Origin of the sequence: Acinetobacter sp. AS5 (assembly GCF_048957595.1) — a bacterium.
Classification (GTDB): Bacteria; Pseudomonadota; Gammaproteobacteria; order Pseudomonadales; family Moraxellaceae; genus Acinetobacter.
Genome location: NZ_JARDAL010000046.1, coordinates 13,849 through 31,897, shown reverse-complemented (window position 1 = coordinate 31,897; position 18,049 = coordinate 13,849). Strand labels below are relative to the sequence as shown.

At 42.7% G+C, this 18,049-nt stretch carries 16 protein-coding genes, 1 tRNA gene and 1 pseudogene; 10 read left to right on the top strand and 8 right to left on the bottom strand.

What is annotated here, in order from left to right; all coding sequences use genetic code 11:
- Positions 1 to 83 (bottom strand): annotated as a pseudogene (locus PV763_RS14035) (IS5/IS1182 family transposase); the annotation flags it as partial.
- Between the two features lie 63 nt (positions 84 to 146).
- On the opposite strand from PV763_RS14035, the gene PV763_RS14030 reads away from it, so the two are divergent.
- Positions 147 to 680: a hypothetical protein gene (locus PV763_RS14030; protein WP_420938060.1), complete on the top strand. Its 534-nt coding sequence runs from the start codon at positions 147 to 149 to the stop codon at positions 678 to 680.
- 56 nt (positions 681 to 736) lie between these two features.
- Here PV763_RS14030 and PV763_RS14025 read toward each other — a convergent pair whose 3' ends face one another.
- On the bottom strand, positions 737 to 1,780 hold the full coding sequence (locus PV763_RS14025) for a molecular chaperone DnaJ (protein WP_420938059.1): 1,044 nt from the start codon (positions 1,778 to 1,780) through the stop codon (positions 737 to 739).
- Between the two features lie 143 nt (positions 1,781 to 1,923).
- Entirely contained in the window at positions 1,924 to 2,610 is a 687-nt protein-coding gene (locus tag PV763_RS14020) for a carbonic anhydrase (protein ID WP_114541195.1), read from the bottom strand.
- Between the two features lie 483 nt (positions 2,611 to 3,093).
- On the opposite strand from PV763_RS14020, the gene PV763_RS14015 reads away from it, so the two are divergent.
- The gene (locus tag PV763_RS14015) at positions 3,094 to 3,771 is read left to right on the top strand and encodes a DUF421 domain-containing protein (protein WP_420938058.1); all 678 of its coding nucleotides are present in this window, start codon (positions 3,094 to 3,096) and stop codon (positions 3,769 to 3,771) included.
- Here the strand turns inward: PV763_RS14015 and PV763_RS14010 are convergent.
- The 3 genes from PV763_RS14010 to PV763_RS14000 form a co-directional block, all read right to left on the bottom strand.
- Positions 3,768 to 4,469: an HAD family hydrolase gene (locus tag PV763_RS14010; RefSeq protein ID WP_420938057.1), complete on the bottom strand. Its 702-nt coding sequence runs from the start codon at positions 4,467 to 4,469 to the stop codon at positions 3,768 to 3,770. The genes PV763_RS14015 and PV763_RS14010 overlap by 4 nt on opposite strands.
- A gap of 147 nt (positions 4,470 to 4,616) precedes the next feature.
- Positions 4,617 to 5,750, bottom strand: coding sequence for a porin (locus PV763_RS14005; protein ID WP_420938056.1), 1,134 nt, complete (start codon positions 5,748 to 5,750; stop codon positions 4,617 to 4,619).
- A gap of 136 nt (positions 5,751 to 5,886) precedes the next feature.
- On the bottom strand, positions 5,887 to 7,125 hold the full coding sequence (locus PV763_RS14000; RefSeq protein WP_420938055.1) for an MFS transporter: 1,239 nt from the start codon (positions 7,123 to 7,125) through the stop codon (positions 5,887 to 5,889).
- A 137-nt stretch (positions 7,126 to 7,262) separates the two neighbouring features.
- On the opposite strand from PV763_RS14000, the gene PV763_RS13995 reads away from it, so the two are divergent.
- The 5 genes from PV763_RS13995 to putP all read left to right on the top strand — a co-directional run bounded on the left by PV763_RS13995 (position 7,263) and on the right by putP (position 12,020).
- Entirely contained in the window at positions 7,263 to 7,892 is a 630-nt protein-coding gene (locus PV763_RS13995; protein ID WP_278357181.1) for a 1-acyl-sn-glycerol-3-phosphate acyltransferase, read from the top strand.
- A 63-nt stretch (positions 7,893 to 7,955) separates the two neighbouring features.
- Positions 7,956 to 8,873: a patatin-like phospholipase family protein gene (locus PV763_RS13990; protein ID WP_420938054.1), complete on the top strand. Its 918-nt coding sequence runs from the start codon at positions 7,956 to 7,958 to the stop codon at positions 8,871 to 8,873.
- A gap of 102 nt (positions 8,874 to 8,975) precedes the next feature.
- Positions 8,976 to 9,449 (top strand): NfeD family protein, encoded by a 474-nt coding sequence (locus tag PV763_RS13985; protein ID WP_005247004.1) that lies wholly within the window; start codon positions 8,976 to 8,978, stop codon positions 9,447 to 9,449.
- A gap of 12 nt (positions 9,450 to 9,461) precedes the next feature.
- Complete coding sequence (locus PV763_RS13980) at positions 9,462 to 10,316, top strand: SPFH domain-containing protein (protein ID WP_004279377.1); 855 nt, start codon at positions 9,462 to 9,464, stop codon at positions 10,314 to 10,316.
- A gap of 213 nt (positions 10,317 to 10,529) precedes the next feature.
- Positions 10,530 to 12,020 (top strand): sodium/proline symporter PutP, encoded by a 1,491-nt coding sequence (gene putP / locus PV763_RS13975; protein ID WP_044111220.1) that lies wholly within the window; start codon positions 10,530 to 10,532, stop codon positions 12,018 to 12,020.
- An 83-nt stretch (positions 12,021 to 12,103) separates the two neighbouring features.
- Here the strand turns inward: putP and PV763_RS13970 are convergent, their stop codons facing one another.
- Together PV763_RS13970 and prpF are read right to left on the bottom strand one after the other, a co-directional pair.
- Positions 12,104 to 13,009 (bottom strand): polyprenyl synthetase family protein, encoded by a 906-nt coding sequence (locus tag PV763_RS13970; RefSeq protein WP_247143972.1) that lies wholly within the window; start codon positions 13,007 to 13,009, stop codon positions 12,104 to 12,106.
- 225 nt (positions 13,010 to 13,234) lie between these two features.
- Positions 13,235 to 14,425 (bottom strand): 2-methylaconitate cis-trans isomerase PrpF, encoded by a 1,191-nt coding sequence (gene prpF, locus PV763_RS13965; protein ID WP_396469845.1) that lies wholly within the window; start codon positions 14,423 to 14,425, stop codon positions 13,235 to 13,237.
- Between the two features lie 332 nt (positions 14,426 to 14,757).
- On the opposite strand from prpF, the gene PV763_RS13960 reads away from it, so the two are divergent.
- From PV763_RS13960 to PV763_RS13950, 3 genes are all read left to right on the top strand, one after another.
- Complete coding sequence (locus PV763_RS13960; protein ID WP_005247009.1) at positions 14,758 to 16,113, top strand: amino acid permease; 1,356 nt, start codon at positions 14,758 to 14,760, stop codon at positions 16,111 to 16,113.
- Between the two features lie 88 nt (positions 16,114 to 16,201).
- Positions 16,202 to 16,274 (top strand) — tRNA-Arg (locus tag PV763_RS13955).
- Positions 16,275 to 16,614: 340 nt separating this feature from the next.
- Positions 16,615 to 17,943: an OmpP1/FadL family transporter gene (locus PV763_RS13950; protein WP_213686982.1), complete on the top strand. Its 1,329-nt coding sequence runs from the start codon at positions 16,615 to 16,617 to the stop codon at positions 17,941 to 17,943.
- The last annotated feature ends 106 nt before the right edge of the window (positions 17,944 to 18,049 follow it).

Genomic DNA, 18,049 nt, shown 5'->3' with positions numbered 1-18,049 from the left:
TTAGATTTGAAATAGATATCAAAATTTCGGAAAATAGAAAGTAACTTAGACCAGTGTTGATCATTCAGCATTGTACGAGGCATAGCGAGAAGTAAATTTAGTTTGGCGATTAAATTTTACTTTCTCGCTATTTTTTTGAACAGAAAATGTCAACAGACCCTAATCAAAATTCTAATTTTTCAATTATTGATTACATTCTAACCGCAGAACATCAAAACAAAGAAAAGAATAATGAAACAATATTCGAAGAATATGATTTTGAACAACTCAAAAATGATTTTATAAATCAATTAAATCAATTCGCTAATTCAAATCCTGAAAGTCTATTAAAAAATACATCATTCCTTTCACTCATGTATCGTTGGAAAGAATGGGGGAATTCTTCTGATGTACTCACTTGGTTCGAAAAACAAACTCAAGATATAAATGGAGTCTTAAAAATACTCAGCAAGATGATTCAAGTGACTCGATCATCCAATGATTTTTATACAATATCGAATGTTTCAAAAAAAATTAAAGCTGATACTGTAGAAAATTTTTTAGATATTCCACGCATATCAAACATAATTGACTCTGCTGATCATTCTGTTCTTTCAGAAGAGGAAAAAGAATTAATAGAAATGTTTAAGAAAAATATAGAAGCTAAAACTAATGGAAAAGATGATGATTTAGATGATTAACCCTCACCCCCTTGCGAAGCAGTGCTTTTCATCCCAAAGGGAGAGGGAGAAAAACTTTAAAGCATTCCATGCCTTAAAAACATCTCTAAGCCACTTACCTTTTTGATATACATCAACCGTTCTTTTTCTACTTTAATCTGCTGTTTAATGGCTAAAGTATCTTCATCAATCTGCTTATACAGGTCTGCAATCTGGACCTTGCCCTTCGCCTTTTTCACTGCAATTCTGGTTTTCGATGACCAGACCAATCTATGAATCAATGTATCGATCTGCTCTTGTAATTTCTGACTCTGTGCATCCAGAGCCAGTTGATAAAACTTGAGTTGCTCTGCGCTTAAACCTTTTTTTGAAACATCCTGATCTTGTTCAATCTGCAGTTGCATTTGCAGTAACGTAAACAGATCCTGCTCTGCATACGCCTCATTGGCACGTTGCAGTAATTCAGTTTTCTTGATTTTTTTGACATCATTCACTTCACGGTCAGGGTGAATGATGGCAGCAATTTTTAAATAAACGGTTTTCAATGACTGCTCTGCCATTGCTGTTGCCTGTTCCTGTTTTTCCTGCTGGCGTTTTAATCTGGCTTGCTCACGTGCCTGCTGAAAATGATCTGATTCCCATTCTTCAAATACTTCTGCATCTGCAAGATCTGAGAGATTCTCATTTTTAAAGAATGTTTCCAGTTCATTTATTTTCTTTTGGCTTTTTCTGAATTGGGTGTGTTCGGCACGTTGCTGATAGTAAGTGAAAATTTCATTCACTTTATGGTTTTTTTGCACCGACATCGCCTGAGAGTCTTTTAGATAATTTGCAAGGTACTGAATCTTTTCATCCAGCACCACCAGTTCTGCCTTGGAAAATGTGGTTTCCTGCAGGTGCTTCCAGAGCTGTTCCAGCTGCTTGAACAGTACACCATGCAATTCATGATAGACCGGCATGAAGGTTTTATGGGTATATTGCTGCAGCTCTTCTTCAGCCTGTTGCCATTGTTGTAATTCCTGTTTCTGTTGCTCGATTTTATCAATCAGATGATCCAGCTTCTTCTGCTGTGGCGAAAGCGCTGTGAATGGCTGAATCATGGTTTTTAAGTCAAAGAGCATGGCAGGAGAAGGTCAAAGAAGAAATAATATCTATCTTAAATCTTTCAGCTTTCGTCACAAAGTCCTTTTCAGTGTGCCCTTTCGAAATTTGTATCAGAATTAAAAAAAGCAGATCAAAGTCTGCTTTTTCGCTCTCATATTGATTATTCCAGCACTACACGGCCATTCAATGACTGCACCGGACGGTTATTTGGGTGTCCCATCAGTTTGGCAAATTCCGAAATCTGCTTGGCAGAAGCCTGCTGAATATCTTTCAGGATCAGCCAGCGTACTCCTTCCGAACATGGAGGTGTGGTCAGCGAGCCGCTAAAGCGATAATAATCCAGATTCTTAGGCAACATCTGGTTCACCGCTTGTGGCGTTTTCAAAACCACTTTTTCACCCTGTTTTTTTGGTAGGCGATTCCACATGCGTTTGAGCATCTGGCTTTCTGCACCCTGCTCGAACATCATCCCCACCACAGCCAGCTCACCTTTGGCATTGGCATGGACAAAGTGGATTTCCAGTGGATAGCTTTTACCCTTGATCAGGTTTTCACTCGGGCTGTGCAAATGAAACTGCTTCAGTACAAAGGTATCGCCATCTAGCTGCAATTCACCACCTTGCGCAAAATCCACCTGAACGGTATGACCTTTATTTTCGATCGCATGAATCATGGTGTTATAGCTGAACTTGAGCGGTTCCAGTTCTGCTTTCACTGTTCGCTCAATATTAATTGGTGACTGGTTCAGACCATTACAGGCCGAATATTTCTGGCTCAAAGTCGACCATTGCTCAGGCTGAGTATAATCCCAATCCGCATCTGCCCAGACCGCTGTACTTAAACCCATAACCGTTAAAAGCGTGAATATTTTTTTCACAATACATCCCTTGTTGGAAGTCAAAATCACAATTTCTAATTTAAAAACAGTTTATTAACCTGGTGTAATCACTCTATTTTTCAGGCCACAAACTACAGATGTTTATAGAAATGAGGTGATTTGCTTACAAATTTCTAAATACTACTAGATATTCAAAATAAGTTATTCGTAACTTATATTGATAAATTTCAAATGGATAAAAAATTTATAGATTTAAAAATAGACAGCAAAGAATGTGATCTCCTTCAAATTTAATCTGCTGATTTTTTATGCATTATTTACATGAAATCTCTATCTTATTCTGAATAAATTAAATAGCTGTATTTTTAAGCTCAAGCTTCTTTTTTAAATAGAATCTATCTTTATTCATAAACTTACATAAACACAGCAGCAAATAAAATACCGATATTGCTAGACTCGAGCCAAAGAGCAAAATGAGGATAAAGAATTTAAATGGACTGGGCCACGATATTTATACATGACACCACCTGGGAGTTTACTGCAGAAATTTTGCTGCGTTGTGCCCTGATGTACACCATGATTATCCTGTTTCTTCGCCTGACTGGAAAACGCGGGGTACGTCAGCTTTCCATCTTCGAAGTCGCTATCATTTTGAGCTTGGGTTCGATTGCTGGTGACCCGATGTTTACCGAAGATATTCCCCTGATTCAGGCAGTTCTGGTGATGTCGGTGATTATTATCATGTACCGTCTGACCACTTGGCTTATGATGAAATATCAGTGGTTCGAAGACCTGCTGGAAGGTAAACCGATTTATATCGTAGAAGATGGCGTGCTGGTCGTTGAAGAGATTAAAAAAGGTAAAATGTCACATGATGAATTCTTTGCCGAAATGCGCCAGCAAGGCGTAGAACATCTGGGTCAGGTACGCACCGGTTTACTGGAAACTGACGGTAAGTTCAGTATCCTGTTTTTCAAATCGGATGAGGTCCGGCCTGGGCTGCCACTTTTTCCTAAAACCTGCTCTATAGTCCAACAGGTCAAGGCCGGGCAATTATATGCTTGCATTTACTGTGGACAGGTACAAACCCTTTCACATGCCAACCAGCAATGTCCGCGCTGTGATTCTTCGCAATGGGCCGAAACGATTGACTGTTTAAGAATTACTTAAGCACGATTTAATAACTGCAAATGGGCAAAAATTTCCGGCAGTTGCTGAATTTTATATTGGATATGTTCAGCATCTGCATGAAAGCCTTGCATCCATAATGCATGCATTCCGGCCTCTGTAGCTCCCTGTACATCATTAATTGGATGGTCGCCAATATACAGGCACTGTGTAGGCTGCACGCTTAGACGCTCTGCAGTGATCTGGAATATTTCCGGCTGCGGCTTGTTAAAACCTACTAGTCCCGAACTGATGATCTCATCAAAATAAGTTTCAATACCCAAACCCCGAATCGTATTTAAACGGGTGTCATGTCCGCCATTGGAAACAATGGCCAGCTGATAACCCTCATCTTTCAGCTGCGTTAATACTTGCTCTGCTGCCGGCATTTCTACGGCGAAACGGCCAAACTGGCTAAACCAGAATTGGGCCAGTTCATCTATGGTTGGGGGATTTAACCAAGACAGTTCCTGCAACAACGCATAAGCAGCCGAAGCCCCGATACTACCATGCGTCAGCAGTTCCTTTTTAGGATAACCGCCATTATCGATGCGTCTTACAATCTCGATAATTTTATCTGAATCGACCTGTTTCAATGCTGGCGCATAGTATTCTGCCAGATAACGGCTATAAGCCTGTGCAGTCAGATCACGATGGGTCAAGGTATTGTCGAGGTCAAATAAAACAGCTTGAATAGGCATAATTTTTAAAACGAAATGCTGAAACTTTCAATCATGTTAACAGTCCGAAACTTGTTAGATCAGACATAAAATTGCTAAGTTTTGTTGTTTTAAGCATAAAAAAAGCGATGCCAAAGCATCGCCTTTTCTTAGAGTACAAAATCTAAATTAGAATTTGTATTCAACACCTGTACCTACAACTGGCTGATCCGTTTCATTTGAACCTTGTTCTAACATTAGGTAGCCCGCATAACCATATGCTTTCACCTGCTTGCTGAATGCATAGTCTGCACCAACTAGAATTTGTTGAGCTTCATAATCAGCTTTGGCAGTAGTAAATTCGGTTGTACTTTGACTATATTGACCTTTTACTGTCCATGCTTTTGCTGTTGGCAGATTGTATTCAGCTCCAATTAACCAAGCTTGTTGATCATCAATAAATGCTGCTGCAGCGTCATTACCTGCAACATCTTCAACTTCTGATGTTTGGTATAATGCTTTAAGTGCTAAACCACTATCCAAATTTACACGACCAATCGCACGAATCGTATTTGCAGCAGCAAACGCACTACCTGCTACTCCACCTGTTACTTCTGGAGTAGAAGCATTTACGAAGCCACGACCTGCGAAGTTAGATGGAATCGCTTTATCATAACCAAGACCGGCCACTACTTTTTTATTATCATAAATAAGAGAAGTAGAGAAAGCATCGCCTAAACCACGGCCCGCAACTTTCACACCACCTTTTGACTTATCAATACCATCTGCTTCACCTGTTGCTAGCAATAAATTAGCATTTAACTTACCACCTGCAACTGCGAACGCTGGTGACTCATAAACAACTACATTATCAACACGATTTTCACCGGTAAAAATACCTGCCATATCTGCTTTATTATCAATATAGTTGTTAAAAGTATCTACTACTGAAGATAGCTGTTTTACAGGAGTATCAATTTTACCCACTTTTAATGTACCAAGTTTTGCATCTTTAATACCTACAAAAATATTTCTTGGAACAAATGCGTCATCATCCGTCGCAGATACATTTTCACCATCATCTGTATAGAAAGTGAATTCAGCTTGATAAAGTGCGCTTAAACGGTCAGTCAGTTTTTCATCGCCTTTTAAACCAAGAAATGAATTGTTGCTGTTTACTTCCACAACATCACGATTACCATTGGCATTATCTTCAGGTAAGTAATCTACTGACGCATCAATCTCACCATAGAAAGTTGGTGCTGCAAAAGTTGTCCCCGCCAAAAGGCTGAATGCAATTGCTGTTGCTAACTTAGTTTTCATCAAAAATATCCTTAATTTATTTTGTAACAAATAATACACACGGCGCTTATATTACAAAATTATTAAATTAATATTTATATATTCTATTTAGTACTTTAGGCTAACATTTAACCAAATAGTTGATTATTTAGAAATTTTATACTTTTTTTGCAACTTTCATCCATCGGAAAATTGGAATTAAACACATAATTGCTACGATCACGATCAGATTCAGATAATTTTGATAGCCTAAAGTATCTCCCAAAATGCCACTCAGGCTATAAAGTCCCCCACTCACCGTGGCCATCAGCGCCACCTGGAAGGTGAAATCTGTCCCTGCCAGATGCTTGCGACTGTATTGCATGACCAAGGTCAACATGACCACCAAGAGCATGGCAGAAATCATGTCTTCGGCCGCATTGATCAGATATATCATCCAGTTTTGTACTTTGTTTTGAGCATCATACTGCGCAGCCAGCCAGGCATAAGCCATTAAACTTAATATTTTTAAAATTGAGAAAACGATCAAACTCGAGCTGCGAGACCAGTACTTCAGACACCAGCCCGCCAGTCCTGCTCCAATCAAGGAAGCCAAGGCTCCCAGCATGGTGACATAAAGGCCAATCTGGCTAAAGCTCAGTCCGAGATCTACCATTAAAGGTTTTAATAAAGGCCCGGATAAACCATCGGCGATTTTAAAGGTCAGTAAAACCAGAAGCCACCTCGCCAAGGTTATATTTGACCAGAAGTATTGAAAATAGGTTTTAATATTACTGAGCACAGGTCCTTTATTAGATGGCGTGATAATTATTGAATGCTGAGGTTCTCTAAAAAGTAAAATGGGTAAAGTATTAAGAAAGACCAAAGCCGCCAATAATAGAAAGGTGGCTTGCCATTGCAGCAGATCTAACAACCATAATATGGCCCCGCCTCCGACAATGAATCCCAGACGCGAACCGATAACCTGAAAGGTATTGCCCCAGTGTTGCTGTTCATTTTTCAGAATATTGACTGCCAGTGCATCGGTGGCAATATCCTGCGTCGCGCCAATGCCATTCATCAGTAAAAGCGTGATAAAAAACAGCGCTAAATACAGCGGCTGATTCAAGGCCTGAATCGGTAGAAATGAGAGCCCAATCAATACAGCAACTGACAGCCATTGCAAGGGAATAATCCAGCTACGGTAATGACCTTGGGATTTCTTCCCATAACGATCAACCCAAGGTGCCCAGAATATTTTAATCGACCAAGGCAGCATTAACAGGCCAAAACCACCGATATGCGCCAGCGATACCCCTTCAGCCCGCAGAATCACCGGTAAGGCATGCGTCATAAATCCGACCGGAAGCCCCTGTGCCCAATATAGGGAAAACAGTAAAATATAGGTATTCCGCATATGCAGGCCAAGTCCTTAAGGTGAAAATGCATCACCAGCATTTAAGATGCTATACATTTTGCCAATGATCCGGATTTTACAACAGTCTAATATAATAAAAAATAAAGAAAAATTAGTTTCAGGAAGAGACAAAACTAATGGCCCAAATACGTTTCCCCCAACTCCCGCCGCATGTCCCGGCTCGTGGCAGCAAACTGAGCCGGACTTTTTTTAGGCAGCTTTTTTTGGCACAGGGCTGGCGTCTGGAAGGCGAATTTCCAGACTTACCTAAAGCTGTGGCGATTATTTCCCCGCACACTTCCAATATTGATGCATGGCTGGGTTTTAATGCCCTGCTTGGTCTCGGTATTCAGATTACAATTTTCGGTAAAGACAGCCTGTTTCACACTCCACTCAAACCGGTTCTGGAATGGATTGGTGTGGTTCCTGTCGTCCGAGATAGTCCACAAGAACATACCCGACAGATTGTAGACATCATTGAAAAATCGCAGCAGATCTGGGTCGGTATGGCACCGGAAGGTTCACGTAAGGCACCAGAAAAAATTCGAAGCGGTTTTTATCATATTGCCAAGGCGGCCCATTTGCCGATTGTGATGTTTTCCTTTGATTATGATATCAAGACCATTCATATCCTGGGCGTCTACCATCTGACCGGTGATTATGAATACGATCTGGAACAGATTTATCAGCATTATCAAGGTAAATTCTCGGCCAAAAATCCGGACTGGGTGGCCAAGCCGTTACAAAAGCTTTTGAAAAAAGACTAGGCAAATACGGCTTTTTTTGATGTGATAGCCTGAATTTTGTTGATTTAATCACCAGTTTTTATAATGAAATTAGCCCGTTATGCCTTAATTGGCTGCCTTGGTTTCAGTCTTGCAGCCTGTGACAAAGCCACTAAAACACCTACGCCTGCCACGCCATTAAAAGCCCGTGAACCTGTCGTCGCCATTGCCCTCGGTGGCGGCGGTGCCAAAGGTTTTGCCCATATTGGCGTCATTAAAGTGCTCGAATCACACGGCATCAAACCGAAAATCGTCACCGGTACCAGTGCCGGCAGTTTTGTCGGTAGCCTGTATGCCAGTGGCAAATCGCCTTATCAGTTACAGCAGATTGCCCTGAATTTTAAAGAGTCGGATATCCGTGACCTAACTTTAAATCGACAAGGGATTATTGCCGGACAAAAACTACAGGATTTCGTCAACAAGAATGTAGCGAACAAACCGATTGAGCAATTCCCGATTCGTTTTGCTGCAGTTGCCACTCGCCTAGACAATGGCCGTAAAGCTGACTTTATTAAAGGCAATGCCGGACAGGCGGTCCGAGCGTCCTGCAGTATTCCGAATGTGTTTGTGCCTGCCGTGATTGGCGGCACCAAATATGTCGATGGCGGTCTGGTCAGTCCGATTCCGGTCAAGACCGCCAAAGATATGGGGGCAGATATTGTGATTGCTGTGGATATTTCTGCACGCCCAGATGGCAATAAAGCCCTGAACATGTGGGGTGTACTGGATCAGACCCTGAACATTATGGGACAGCAAAGCATTCATGAGGAACTGAGTCAGGCCAATGTGGTGATCCAGCCCAAAGTCGGCCATATTGGTACTTTAGACCTGAAAGCCAGCAATGCCACCATTCTGGAAGGTGAAAAGGCTGCTCAGCTGAAAATCCGTACTATTGAAAAAGCCATTAGCAACTTCAAGCAGTCTCCCGCGGCATTTAAACCGCCACGTCCGGCAAAATTTTGATGCATGAATTTTTTATATTCATCTGCGGCCGCATCTGCTACATTGAAGATCAATCATATAAAGATGATGATTAATTAAATACTTAGCGATATAGGTCACGATATGGAATTAGTTCTTGAACCTTGGCACTGGTTTGTATTAGGCATCCTTCTGATTCTATCGGAATTACTACTGCCCGCATTTGCTGCCCTGTGGTTCGGGATCGGTGCCATCATGGTTGGCGTCCTGTACTGGATGTTCCCGATGATGGGACTGACGACCCAGCTCCTGACCTGGATCGTACTTTCTATTCTGTGTACGCTGCTCTGGTTTAAGTTTATCAAGCCACTTTCCATTGATAAGACCAAAGCCGGTCTATCGCGTGAAGCGACCATTGGTCAGGTGGGCATGGTGATTCAGACTAATCTGGATCATGGGCAAATCCGGGTGCGCTTTCCGATGCCAGTTTTAGGTTCGGATGAATGGGAATGCCGAACTCTGGACCCAGTTCAGGTCGGAGACCGCGTTCGCGTCGTGGATATTCTGGGTAATGACCTGGTCGTACAACCTCACAGCACGAATTATCAAAATCAATAAGGTGAATAAGCTATGTCTGGTGGTTCTATCATTGTTATCGCGTTTCTGGCCTTTGTTGCGATTACCATTTTTAAAGGTGTGCGGATTGTGCCACAAGGTTACAAATGGATTGTACAGCGTCTGGGTAAATACCACACCACCCTAAATCCGGGCCTGAATTTTGTCATTCCTTATGTCGATGAAGTCGCCTATAAAGTCACAACTAAAGATATCGTTTTGGATATTCCCTCACAGGAAGTGATTACCCGTGATAATGCGGTCCTGCTGATGAATGCCGTGGCTTATATTAATCTGACCACACCAGAAAAAGCCGTGTACGGGATTGAAAACTATTCCTGGGCGATTCAGAACCTTGTGCAAACCTCACTGCGTTCGATTGTCGGGGAAATGGATCTGGATGATGCTTTATCTTCGCGTGATCATATTAAGGCACGCTTGAAATCCAGTATTTCCGATGATATCTCGGACTGGGGTATTACCTTAAAAACTGTAGAAATTCAGGATATTAAACCTTCAATCACTATGCAAACAGCGATGGAAGAACAGGCCGCTGCTGAACGTCAGCGTCGTGCAACCGTCACCAAAGCTGATGGTGAAAAACAGGCCGCGATTCTGGAAGCGGATGGCCGTCTGGAAGCCTCACGCCGTGATGCTGAAGCACAAGTGGTGCTGGCTGAGTCTTCACAACGTGCAATTGACATGGTGACTTCTGCCATTGGTGATAATGAAATTCCGGTCGCCTATTTACTCGGTGAACAGTATATTAAAGCCATGCAGGATATGGCCAAATCGCCAAATGCCAAGACAGTAGTACTTCCAGCCGATGTATTAAATACGATCCGTGGTGTCATGGGCCGTCCTAACTAATTTATCTTTTGACTTTATACATAGGCAGCCCGAGGGTTGCCTATTTTTATTCGTGCAAGAAAATCTCAGCAAAAAATGTGAATTTATGGTTAAATTTCGCGTTTATTTTTAAAATCTACTGGATTTGATGTTGCCTGGCTTTCGGATTAAAGCTTTTCGCAGCTGTCTTATTCCTTGTTTCGATCTACTGTCCAACTTAAAAATGGATACCGTATGAGCTCCCTAAATCCAACCTTAATTACTTTTCTTTTCTATATTGTCGCAATGGTGGTGATCGGCCTGATGGCTTATCGCGCGACAAGCAACTTTTCCGATTACATCCTAGGGGGCCGACGTTTAGGGAGTTTCGTAACTGCACTTTCTGCAGGGGCTTCCGACATGAGTGGCTGGCTGCTGATGGGGCTACCGGGTGCGATTTATCTTTCCGGTCTGTCTGAAATGTGGATTGCCATCGGCCTGATTATTGGTGCCTGGCTCAACTGGCTGCTGGTTGCTGGCCGTCTGAGGGTGCATACCGAAGTCCAGCACAATGCCCTGACCCTGCCGGATTATTTCTCGAATCGTTTTAACGACCAGAAGAAAATCCTGCGTATTGTTTCGGCTTTCGTGATTCTGATTTTCTTTGCGATTTACTGTGCTTCCGGCATGGTCGCAGGTGCACGCCTGTTTGAAAGCATGTTCGACATGTCTTATAGCACCGCACTCTGGATCAGTGCCATTGCCACCATCAGCTATGTGTTTATTGGTGGCTTCCTGGCTGTGAGCTGGACCGATACCATTCAAGCCGGTCTGATGATCTTTGCCCTGTTGCTGACGCCAATCGTGACGTTGATGGCGTTCTCGGATATGTCGCAGGTGACTTTGGCACTGGAAGCTGCTCGTCCTCAAGCAATGAATATTCTGGGTGATCTGAGCTTTGTTGCGATTATTTCTCTGCTTGCCTGGGGTCTGGGTTACTTTGGCCAGCCGCATATTCTGGTGCGCTTCATGGCTGCAGATTCAGTCAAATCCATTCCAAATGCACGCCGTATTGGCATGACCTGGATGATTCTATGTCTGGGTGGTGCGGTGGCAGCCGGCTTCTTCGGGATCGCCTATTTCCAGCAGCATCCGGAACTGGCCGCTGCAGTGAATGCCAATCCTGAAACGGTATTTATGGAACTGACCAAAATCCTGTTTAATCCATGGATTGCCGGTGTGGTGCTTGCTGCCATTCTTGCCGCAGTAATGAGTACTTTAAGCTGTCAGCTATTGGTCTGCTCAAGTACTCTAACGGAAGACTTCTATAAATCTTTCCTGCGTAAAAATGCCTCACAAAAAGAACTGGTCTGGGTTGGCCGTTTGATGGTGCTACTGATTGCCTTGCTGGCGATCTGGATGGCGGGTAATCCTGAATCTAAAGTTCTGGGTCTAGTGGCCTATGCCTGGGCAGGTTTTGGTGCCGCCTTTGGTCCCTTAATTATCCTGTCACTGTTCTGGAAACGCATGACCTTGAATGGCGCTTTGGCAGGTATGATTGTGGGTGCAGTCGTGGTTATTTTCTGGAAGAACCTGTTTGCTGACACTGGCCTGTATGAAATCGTTCCTGGTTTTATCTGTTCAATGCTGGCGATTGTAGTGGTGAGCCTGATGGGTAAAGCACCAACAGCAGAAATTACCGACCGCTTTGAAGAAGCTGAACGCCTGTATAACGAAAGCAAATAATTCTGTATCAACTAAAAAGAGGACTTTTAGTCCTCTTTTTTTATGCGGTTCCTTTAAAATTTTTTAGAAAAATAATTTTTCAATCAGCTTTTGCGCGTGAGCAGGAACTGGGTAATTTGCCTCAACTCTTCCGCCCCTTCAAAATGGTTCAAGGCATTGATCGCCTGATCATGTAATTGCTGGGCATAGGCTTTGGCCTGCTCCAAACCCATCAATGCCGGATAGGTCGATTTTTCTACCTGTTCATCCTTGCCGGCTGTTTTCCCCAACACTTCGGTATCGGAAATAATATCCAAAATATCATCCTGTACCTGAAAGGCCAGACCAATCGCCTGTCCAAACTCACGTAATTTAGGAATGGCCAGATCGGTACCCTCAAAAATAGTCACCGCCGCCATCATGATCGCGGCACTAATCAAAGCACCGGTTTTATTGCGATGAATATTTTCCAGTGCTTGCTGATCGATTTTCTTGCCTTCAGACTGCAAATCTAAAACCTGACCATTCACCATTTTCGAAGAAGCGGTTGCCAGAATCTGCATCTGCTTCAGTACAATGGAAGCTTCTACCGCTGGCCCCTGATCAAACAGACGGCTACCCAAGATTTCGAAAGCCATAGACTGCAGGATATCACCTGCCAAAAGTGCTGTATCTTCTCCATAAGCCACATGACAGGTTGGCTGGCCACGGCGCAACAAATCATTGTCCATACACGGCAGATCATCATGGGCCAGTGAATAGCAGTGAATAAACTCGATCGCAACCGCTGCACGACGCACTGCAGCACTATTCTGGTTGGGTTTTAATGCAGCGGTGGCATAGCATAGCGCTGGACGTACTCGTTTACCGCCAAGCATCACAGCATGATGGACTGCCGACCTTAAAGGTTCCGGAATAGCAAAGGCTTCCAGAGCGGTCAATAAATCCTGTTGAATGCGATGTTGTGCTTGTGTGAGTGCATGGGTTGATACGTCAGTGATAGATGACACATTCGCCTCGAATACGTAGTCCAGAAAAATAAAATGACAAGCGAATAAATGCCTGTACGCTGATTCAGGCATTGTACCTAGAAATGCCTTGAATTTTCAGCCATAAATCGTATTGTTCTGCTGAAATTTACTATTCAACATCAAATAAGCAAGGCAGAGATTTTAAACCATAAAAAACCACCGCAGAACCGGTGGTTTTATTCAAGCTAAATGTATGCACGGCATTTAAACGAGAACATCTTCTGGTACGCGCACCCAGCCTTCCATCAACACGCGGGCACTACGGCTCATAATCGCTTTCGTCACTTTCCACTCACCATTTTCAAAACTTGCTTGTGCACCCACTCTCAAAGTCCCGGAAGGATGACCGAAACGCACCGCTTCACGCTCTACCCCACCTGCGACCCGGTTCACCAATGTTCCGGGAATGGCAGCTGCTGTACCAATAGCCACCGCAGCCGTGCCCATCATGGCATGATGGAGTTTACCCATAGACAAGGCCCGAACCAGAATATCGGTATCCGATTCAGTGACGGTCTTGCCACTTGAAGAGGTATAGCTACTCGGTGGTGCAACAAAGGCAATTTTTGGCGTGTGTTGTCGGGTTACGGCTTCTGCAATATCCTGAATCAGTCCCATCTGCTTCGCAGCATAGGCACGAATCGTTTCAAATTTTGTCAGGGCTGCCACGTCATTATTGATATGATCCTGAAGCTCGGTACCCTTATAACCGAGATCTCCAGCATTCAAAAATACCGTCGGAATGCCGGCATTAATCATGGTCACTTCGAAACTGCCAATATTGGGAACTTCCAAAGTATCGACCAGATTACCTGTTGGAAACATTGAACCGCCTTCAGCATCGTCATCAGCTGGATCCAGAAACTCGATCTGCACTTCCGCTGCAGGAAAGGTTACGCCATCCAGTACGAAATCACCCAGCTCCTGCACCTGTCCATTTTGCATCGGCACATGCGCGATAATGGCTTTCTGGATATTGGCCTGCCAGATCCGTACCGTGCATAACCCATTTTCAGGAATACGTTCGGCATCGACCAGACCATTGGAAATGGCAAATGCTCCCACTGCCGCGGTCAGATTGCCGCAGTTACCGCTCCAGTCTACAAAAGGACGGTCAATTGACACCTGACCAAATAAATAATCGACATCATGATCAGCGTGCAGGCTTTTTGACAGGATCACCGTTTTACTGGTACTGGAACTGGCACCACCCATACCGTCGATCTGTTTCCCGTATGGATCTGGGCTACCAATCACGCGTAGTAAAAGCTGATCACGAATCCGGCCAGGCTGTTGTGCTTCTACAGGCAGATCATCTAGCTTAAAGAAAACACCTTTACTGGTGCCTCCACGCATATAGGTTGCAGGAATCTTGATTTGGGCGGCAAAACTCATGAATTATTTCATCCTTTGACTTGTCTTTGTTTTCGTACAGGTTATTCAATATTTATATTCAAAGTATAGTATGTTGAAAGCAGAACTGCTTGACTGCCAGACCTTAGTATAAAAAAACGGCATTTGTGTTTTATCCAAGAAAACAGAGAACTCGTCAGTAACAGTTTCAATAAAATTAATATATTGATTCATTTATATTTTATTTCAGTTATTTATATGAATATTTTTTATTATTCCTCCAACAATATTTCATTCTTAGGATGGACTAGGCTTCTTTAGTCTGATCAATTACAATCAGCCACTTATCATTTTCCATTGTCGGGCTGAACACTTTGAATAACGAGTCTTCACAACTTCAGCGTGGCTTAAAGAACCGTCATATTCAGTTGATCGCCATGGGCGGTGCAATTGGCACAGGCTTATTCTTAGGTTCCGCACAGGTGATCCAATCTGCGGGTCCTTCTATTATTTTAGGCTATGCCATTGGGGGCCTGATTGCATTTTTAATCATGCGTCAATTGGGTGAGATGATTGTTCATGAACCTGTCGCAGGTTCATTCAGCCATTTTGCTTATAAATACTGGGGAAAATTTCCCGGTTTCCTTGCGGGTTGGAACTACTGGATTTTGTATATCCTGGTAGCCATGACCGAACTTACCGCAGTTGCGAAATATATCAACTACTGGTGGCCGCATATTCCAGCCTGGGCATCGGTACTGTTTTTCTTTATCGTGATTACACTGGTCAACCTCGGCAATGTGAAATTCTACGGTGAATCAGAATTCTGGCTTTCCATCATTAAAGTGACTGCGGTCATCTCGATGATTGTCTTTGGCCTGTATCTGATCCTGACTGCTGATGCTTCTTCAGGCGCATCTTTTAGCAATCTTTGGACCGCGGGCGGTTTCTTCCCGAATGGTTTTGAAGGTCTGTTCTACATGCTGGCCTTCCTGATGTTTGCCTTCGGTGGTATTGAACTGATCGGTATGGCGGCTGCAGAAGCTGAAAATCCGGAAAAAACCATTCCGAAAGCAATTAATCAGGTGGTTTTCCGTATTCTGATTTTCTATGTCGGTGCTTTGACGATTCTGTTGTCACTCGTGCCTTGGAATCAGCTTGAACTTGGTGGTCTGGACAAAAGTCCGTTCGTGATGATTTTCAGCCAGCTTGGCATTGACTGGGCAGCACACTTACTGAACTTTATTATCCTGACAGCAGCATTGTCTGTATATAACAGTGGTATGTACGCCAACAGCCGTATGCTCTATGGTCTGGCTCAACAAGGAAATGCACCTAAAGTCTTCATGAAAGTGAATAAGCAAGGTACGCCAATTCCTGCTGTATTGTTCTCTGCCGCGCTGATTTTTGGCTGTGTGCTACTCAACTACTTCGTGCCTGAAGATGCCCTAAGTCATCTGATTTACATCGTAGTCGGTGCATTGGTATTGAACTGGGCCATGATTACCCTGACCCATCTCAAGTTCATTCAGAGCATGAAAAAGCTAGGACAAAAGACTTCCTTCCCTGCGCTGTGGTCTCCGGCGGGCAATATTCTGGTTCTTGGTTTTATTCTTACGATTCTTTACATCATGTGGACGCAAGGATTCCAGGAATCTATTTTGATGATCCCGCTTTGGATTGTGGTCATGTTCGGTCTGTTTAAGTTACTTAAGCCTAAAAATACCTAGACAACTCCTGTAGCTATGAGTCCTTAAAAGTTATTGCTTCGGCAATAACTTTTTTTTGTATTTTTTACAGTACAATAGCCTTCTTTTCGCGCCCTTAGCTTAACTGGATAGAGCAGTTGCCTCCTAAGCGACCGACGTGGGTTCGAGTCCCGCAGGGCGCATCATCCTTTCAAAATGTGATCTATACTTCAAAAAATTAGCGTTAATCTTCATATTTTTAGAATATTTTTTATACAAAAAATCATTTTTTCTTCATTATTTTATTTCTTTTACTTTCAAATACTTATTTCAAAATGAGGCTATTTTTTGGTGTAAAAACTCTATTTTGATGCTTTTTTAGACTAATTAGTTTTTTCTAGAGCATTTACTCTTATTTTAATTGTGCTATTTTTGTCACATGGAGTAACAAATGATTGCGGATAAATACCCGAAATCTCCAAGAATTTAATAAGTGCAAACAACAACGCTAGATATAAATTTGTACCTCAAGGAAAGACGTAAATGAAATTAAAAACATTAACTACTGCAATGATTCTCGCAACTGTACCAATGACGGGTGCATTTGCAGCAGCTTTAGATCGCTCAGGTCAATCTATCGCAGCGTTTTTACAACCAGGTAATTACTTTGAGGCTGGTATTTCTGTATTAGATCCATCTGTATCTGGTAAAGCTAATGCAGGCTATACTCCTAACCCTGCTATTCCTGCAGCATTAGCTGGTCTTGAGAATACCTCTCTATCAGACATGGGCGAAGATTATTACTTCCCAAGTGCAGCATTAAAGTTTCAAGTAGCTGATAATTTATCAGTGGGTCTTTTATATGATCAACCTTTTGGTGCTGATGCGGCCTATTCAGTTGGTGATGCTGGAGCAAACCCAGCATTAGCAGGTTTGGGTCTTCCAGCTGCATTATTTGCTGGACAAGGCTTATTCCATAACGGCCAAGAAGCAACTGAAGTAGAAGTTACAACCGAAAATTTAACGTTCCTATTAGGTTTCCAACCAACTGAAAACTGGAACCTATATGGTGGTGCAGTATACCAGACCATTAAAGGGAATGTTCAATTACGTGGTACCGCATACGGTTCTACTATTGCATTAGGCCAATATAATGCAGATATGAAAGAAGATTCTGCAGTAGGCTGGATTGCAGGTTTAGCTTACCAAATTCCTGAAATCGCATTAAAAGCATCTTTAACGTATCGTTCTGAAATTGATCATGAAGCAGCAACGAATGAATATGGTACAAGCTTAGTTTTAACTGGTTTAGTTCCTGGGCCAGGTGCGGTATATAACGAAAACACTACTACTAAAATTACAACTCCACAATCTGTAAACCTTGATTTCCAAACTGGTATCATGGCTGACACAGTCGCTTTTGCTAATGTGCGCTGGGTAAACTGGGAAGATTTTTCAATTCGTCCTGAACAGTTTGGTACAGTTTCAGAAGCTTTAGGTGCCGCAGGCTTAACCCCAGATAATCCAAATGGTTTTGACTTAGTGGGTTATACAGATGATCAATGGTCAGCTACTGTAGGTGTAGGCCGTAAATTTAATGAAAAATGGGCAGGTAATGTCTCTGTAGGTTGGGATTCAGGTGCAGGCAACCCTGTTTCAACTTTAGGTCCAACTGAAGGTTACTGGAATGTTGGCCTAGGTCTGCAATTCTCACCTGCTGCAAACTACTTTATCGCTGGTGGTGTGAAGTACTTCTGGTTAGGTGATGTTAAAGCTCAACCTGCATCAATGTTTGGTACAGGAAACTCTGTAGCACAATTTGAAGATAACCATGCTTTAGGTTACGGCTTAAAAATGGGCTATCGCTTCTAAGCTCTGATTAAATAAAAACCACTTTCGAGTGGTTTTTATTTTTTAACTCTAATTTTATACACTTGCATATCATTTGCTTGTTTTACAAGCAATTAATCCTGCTCCA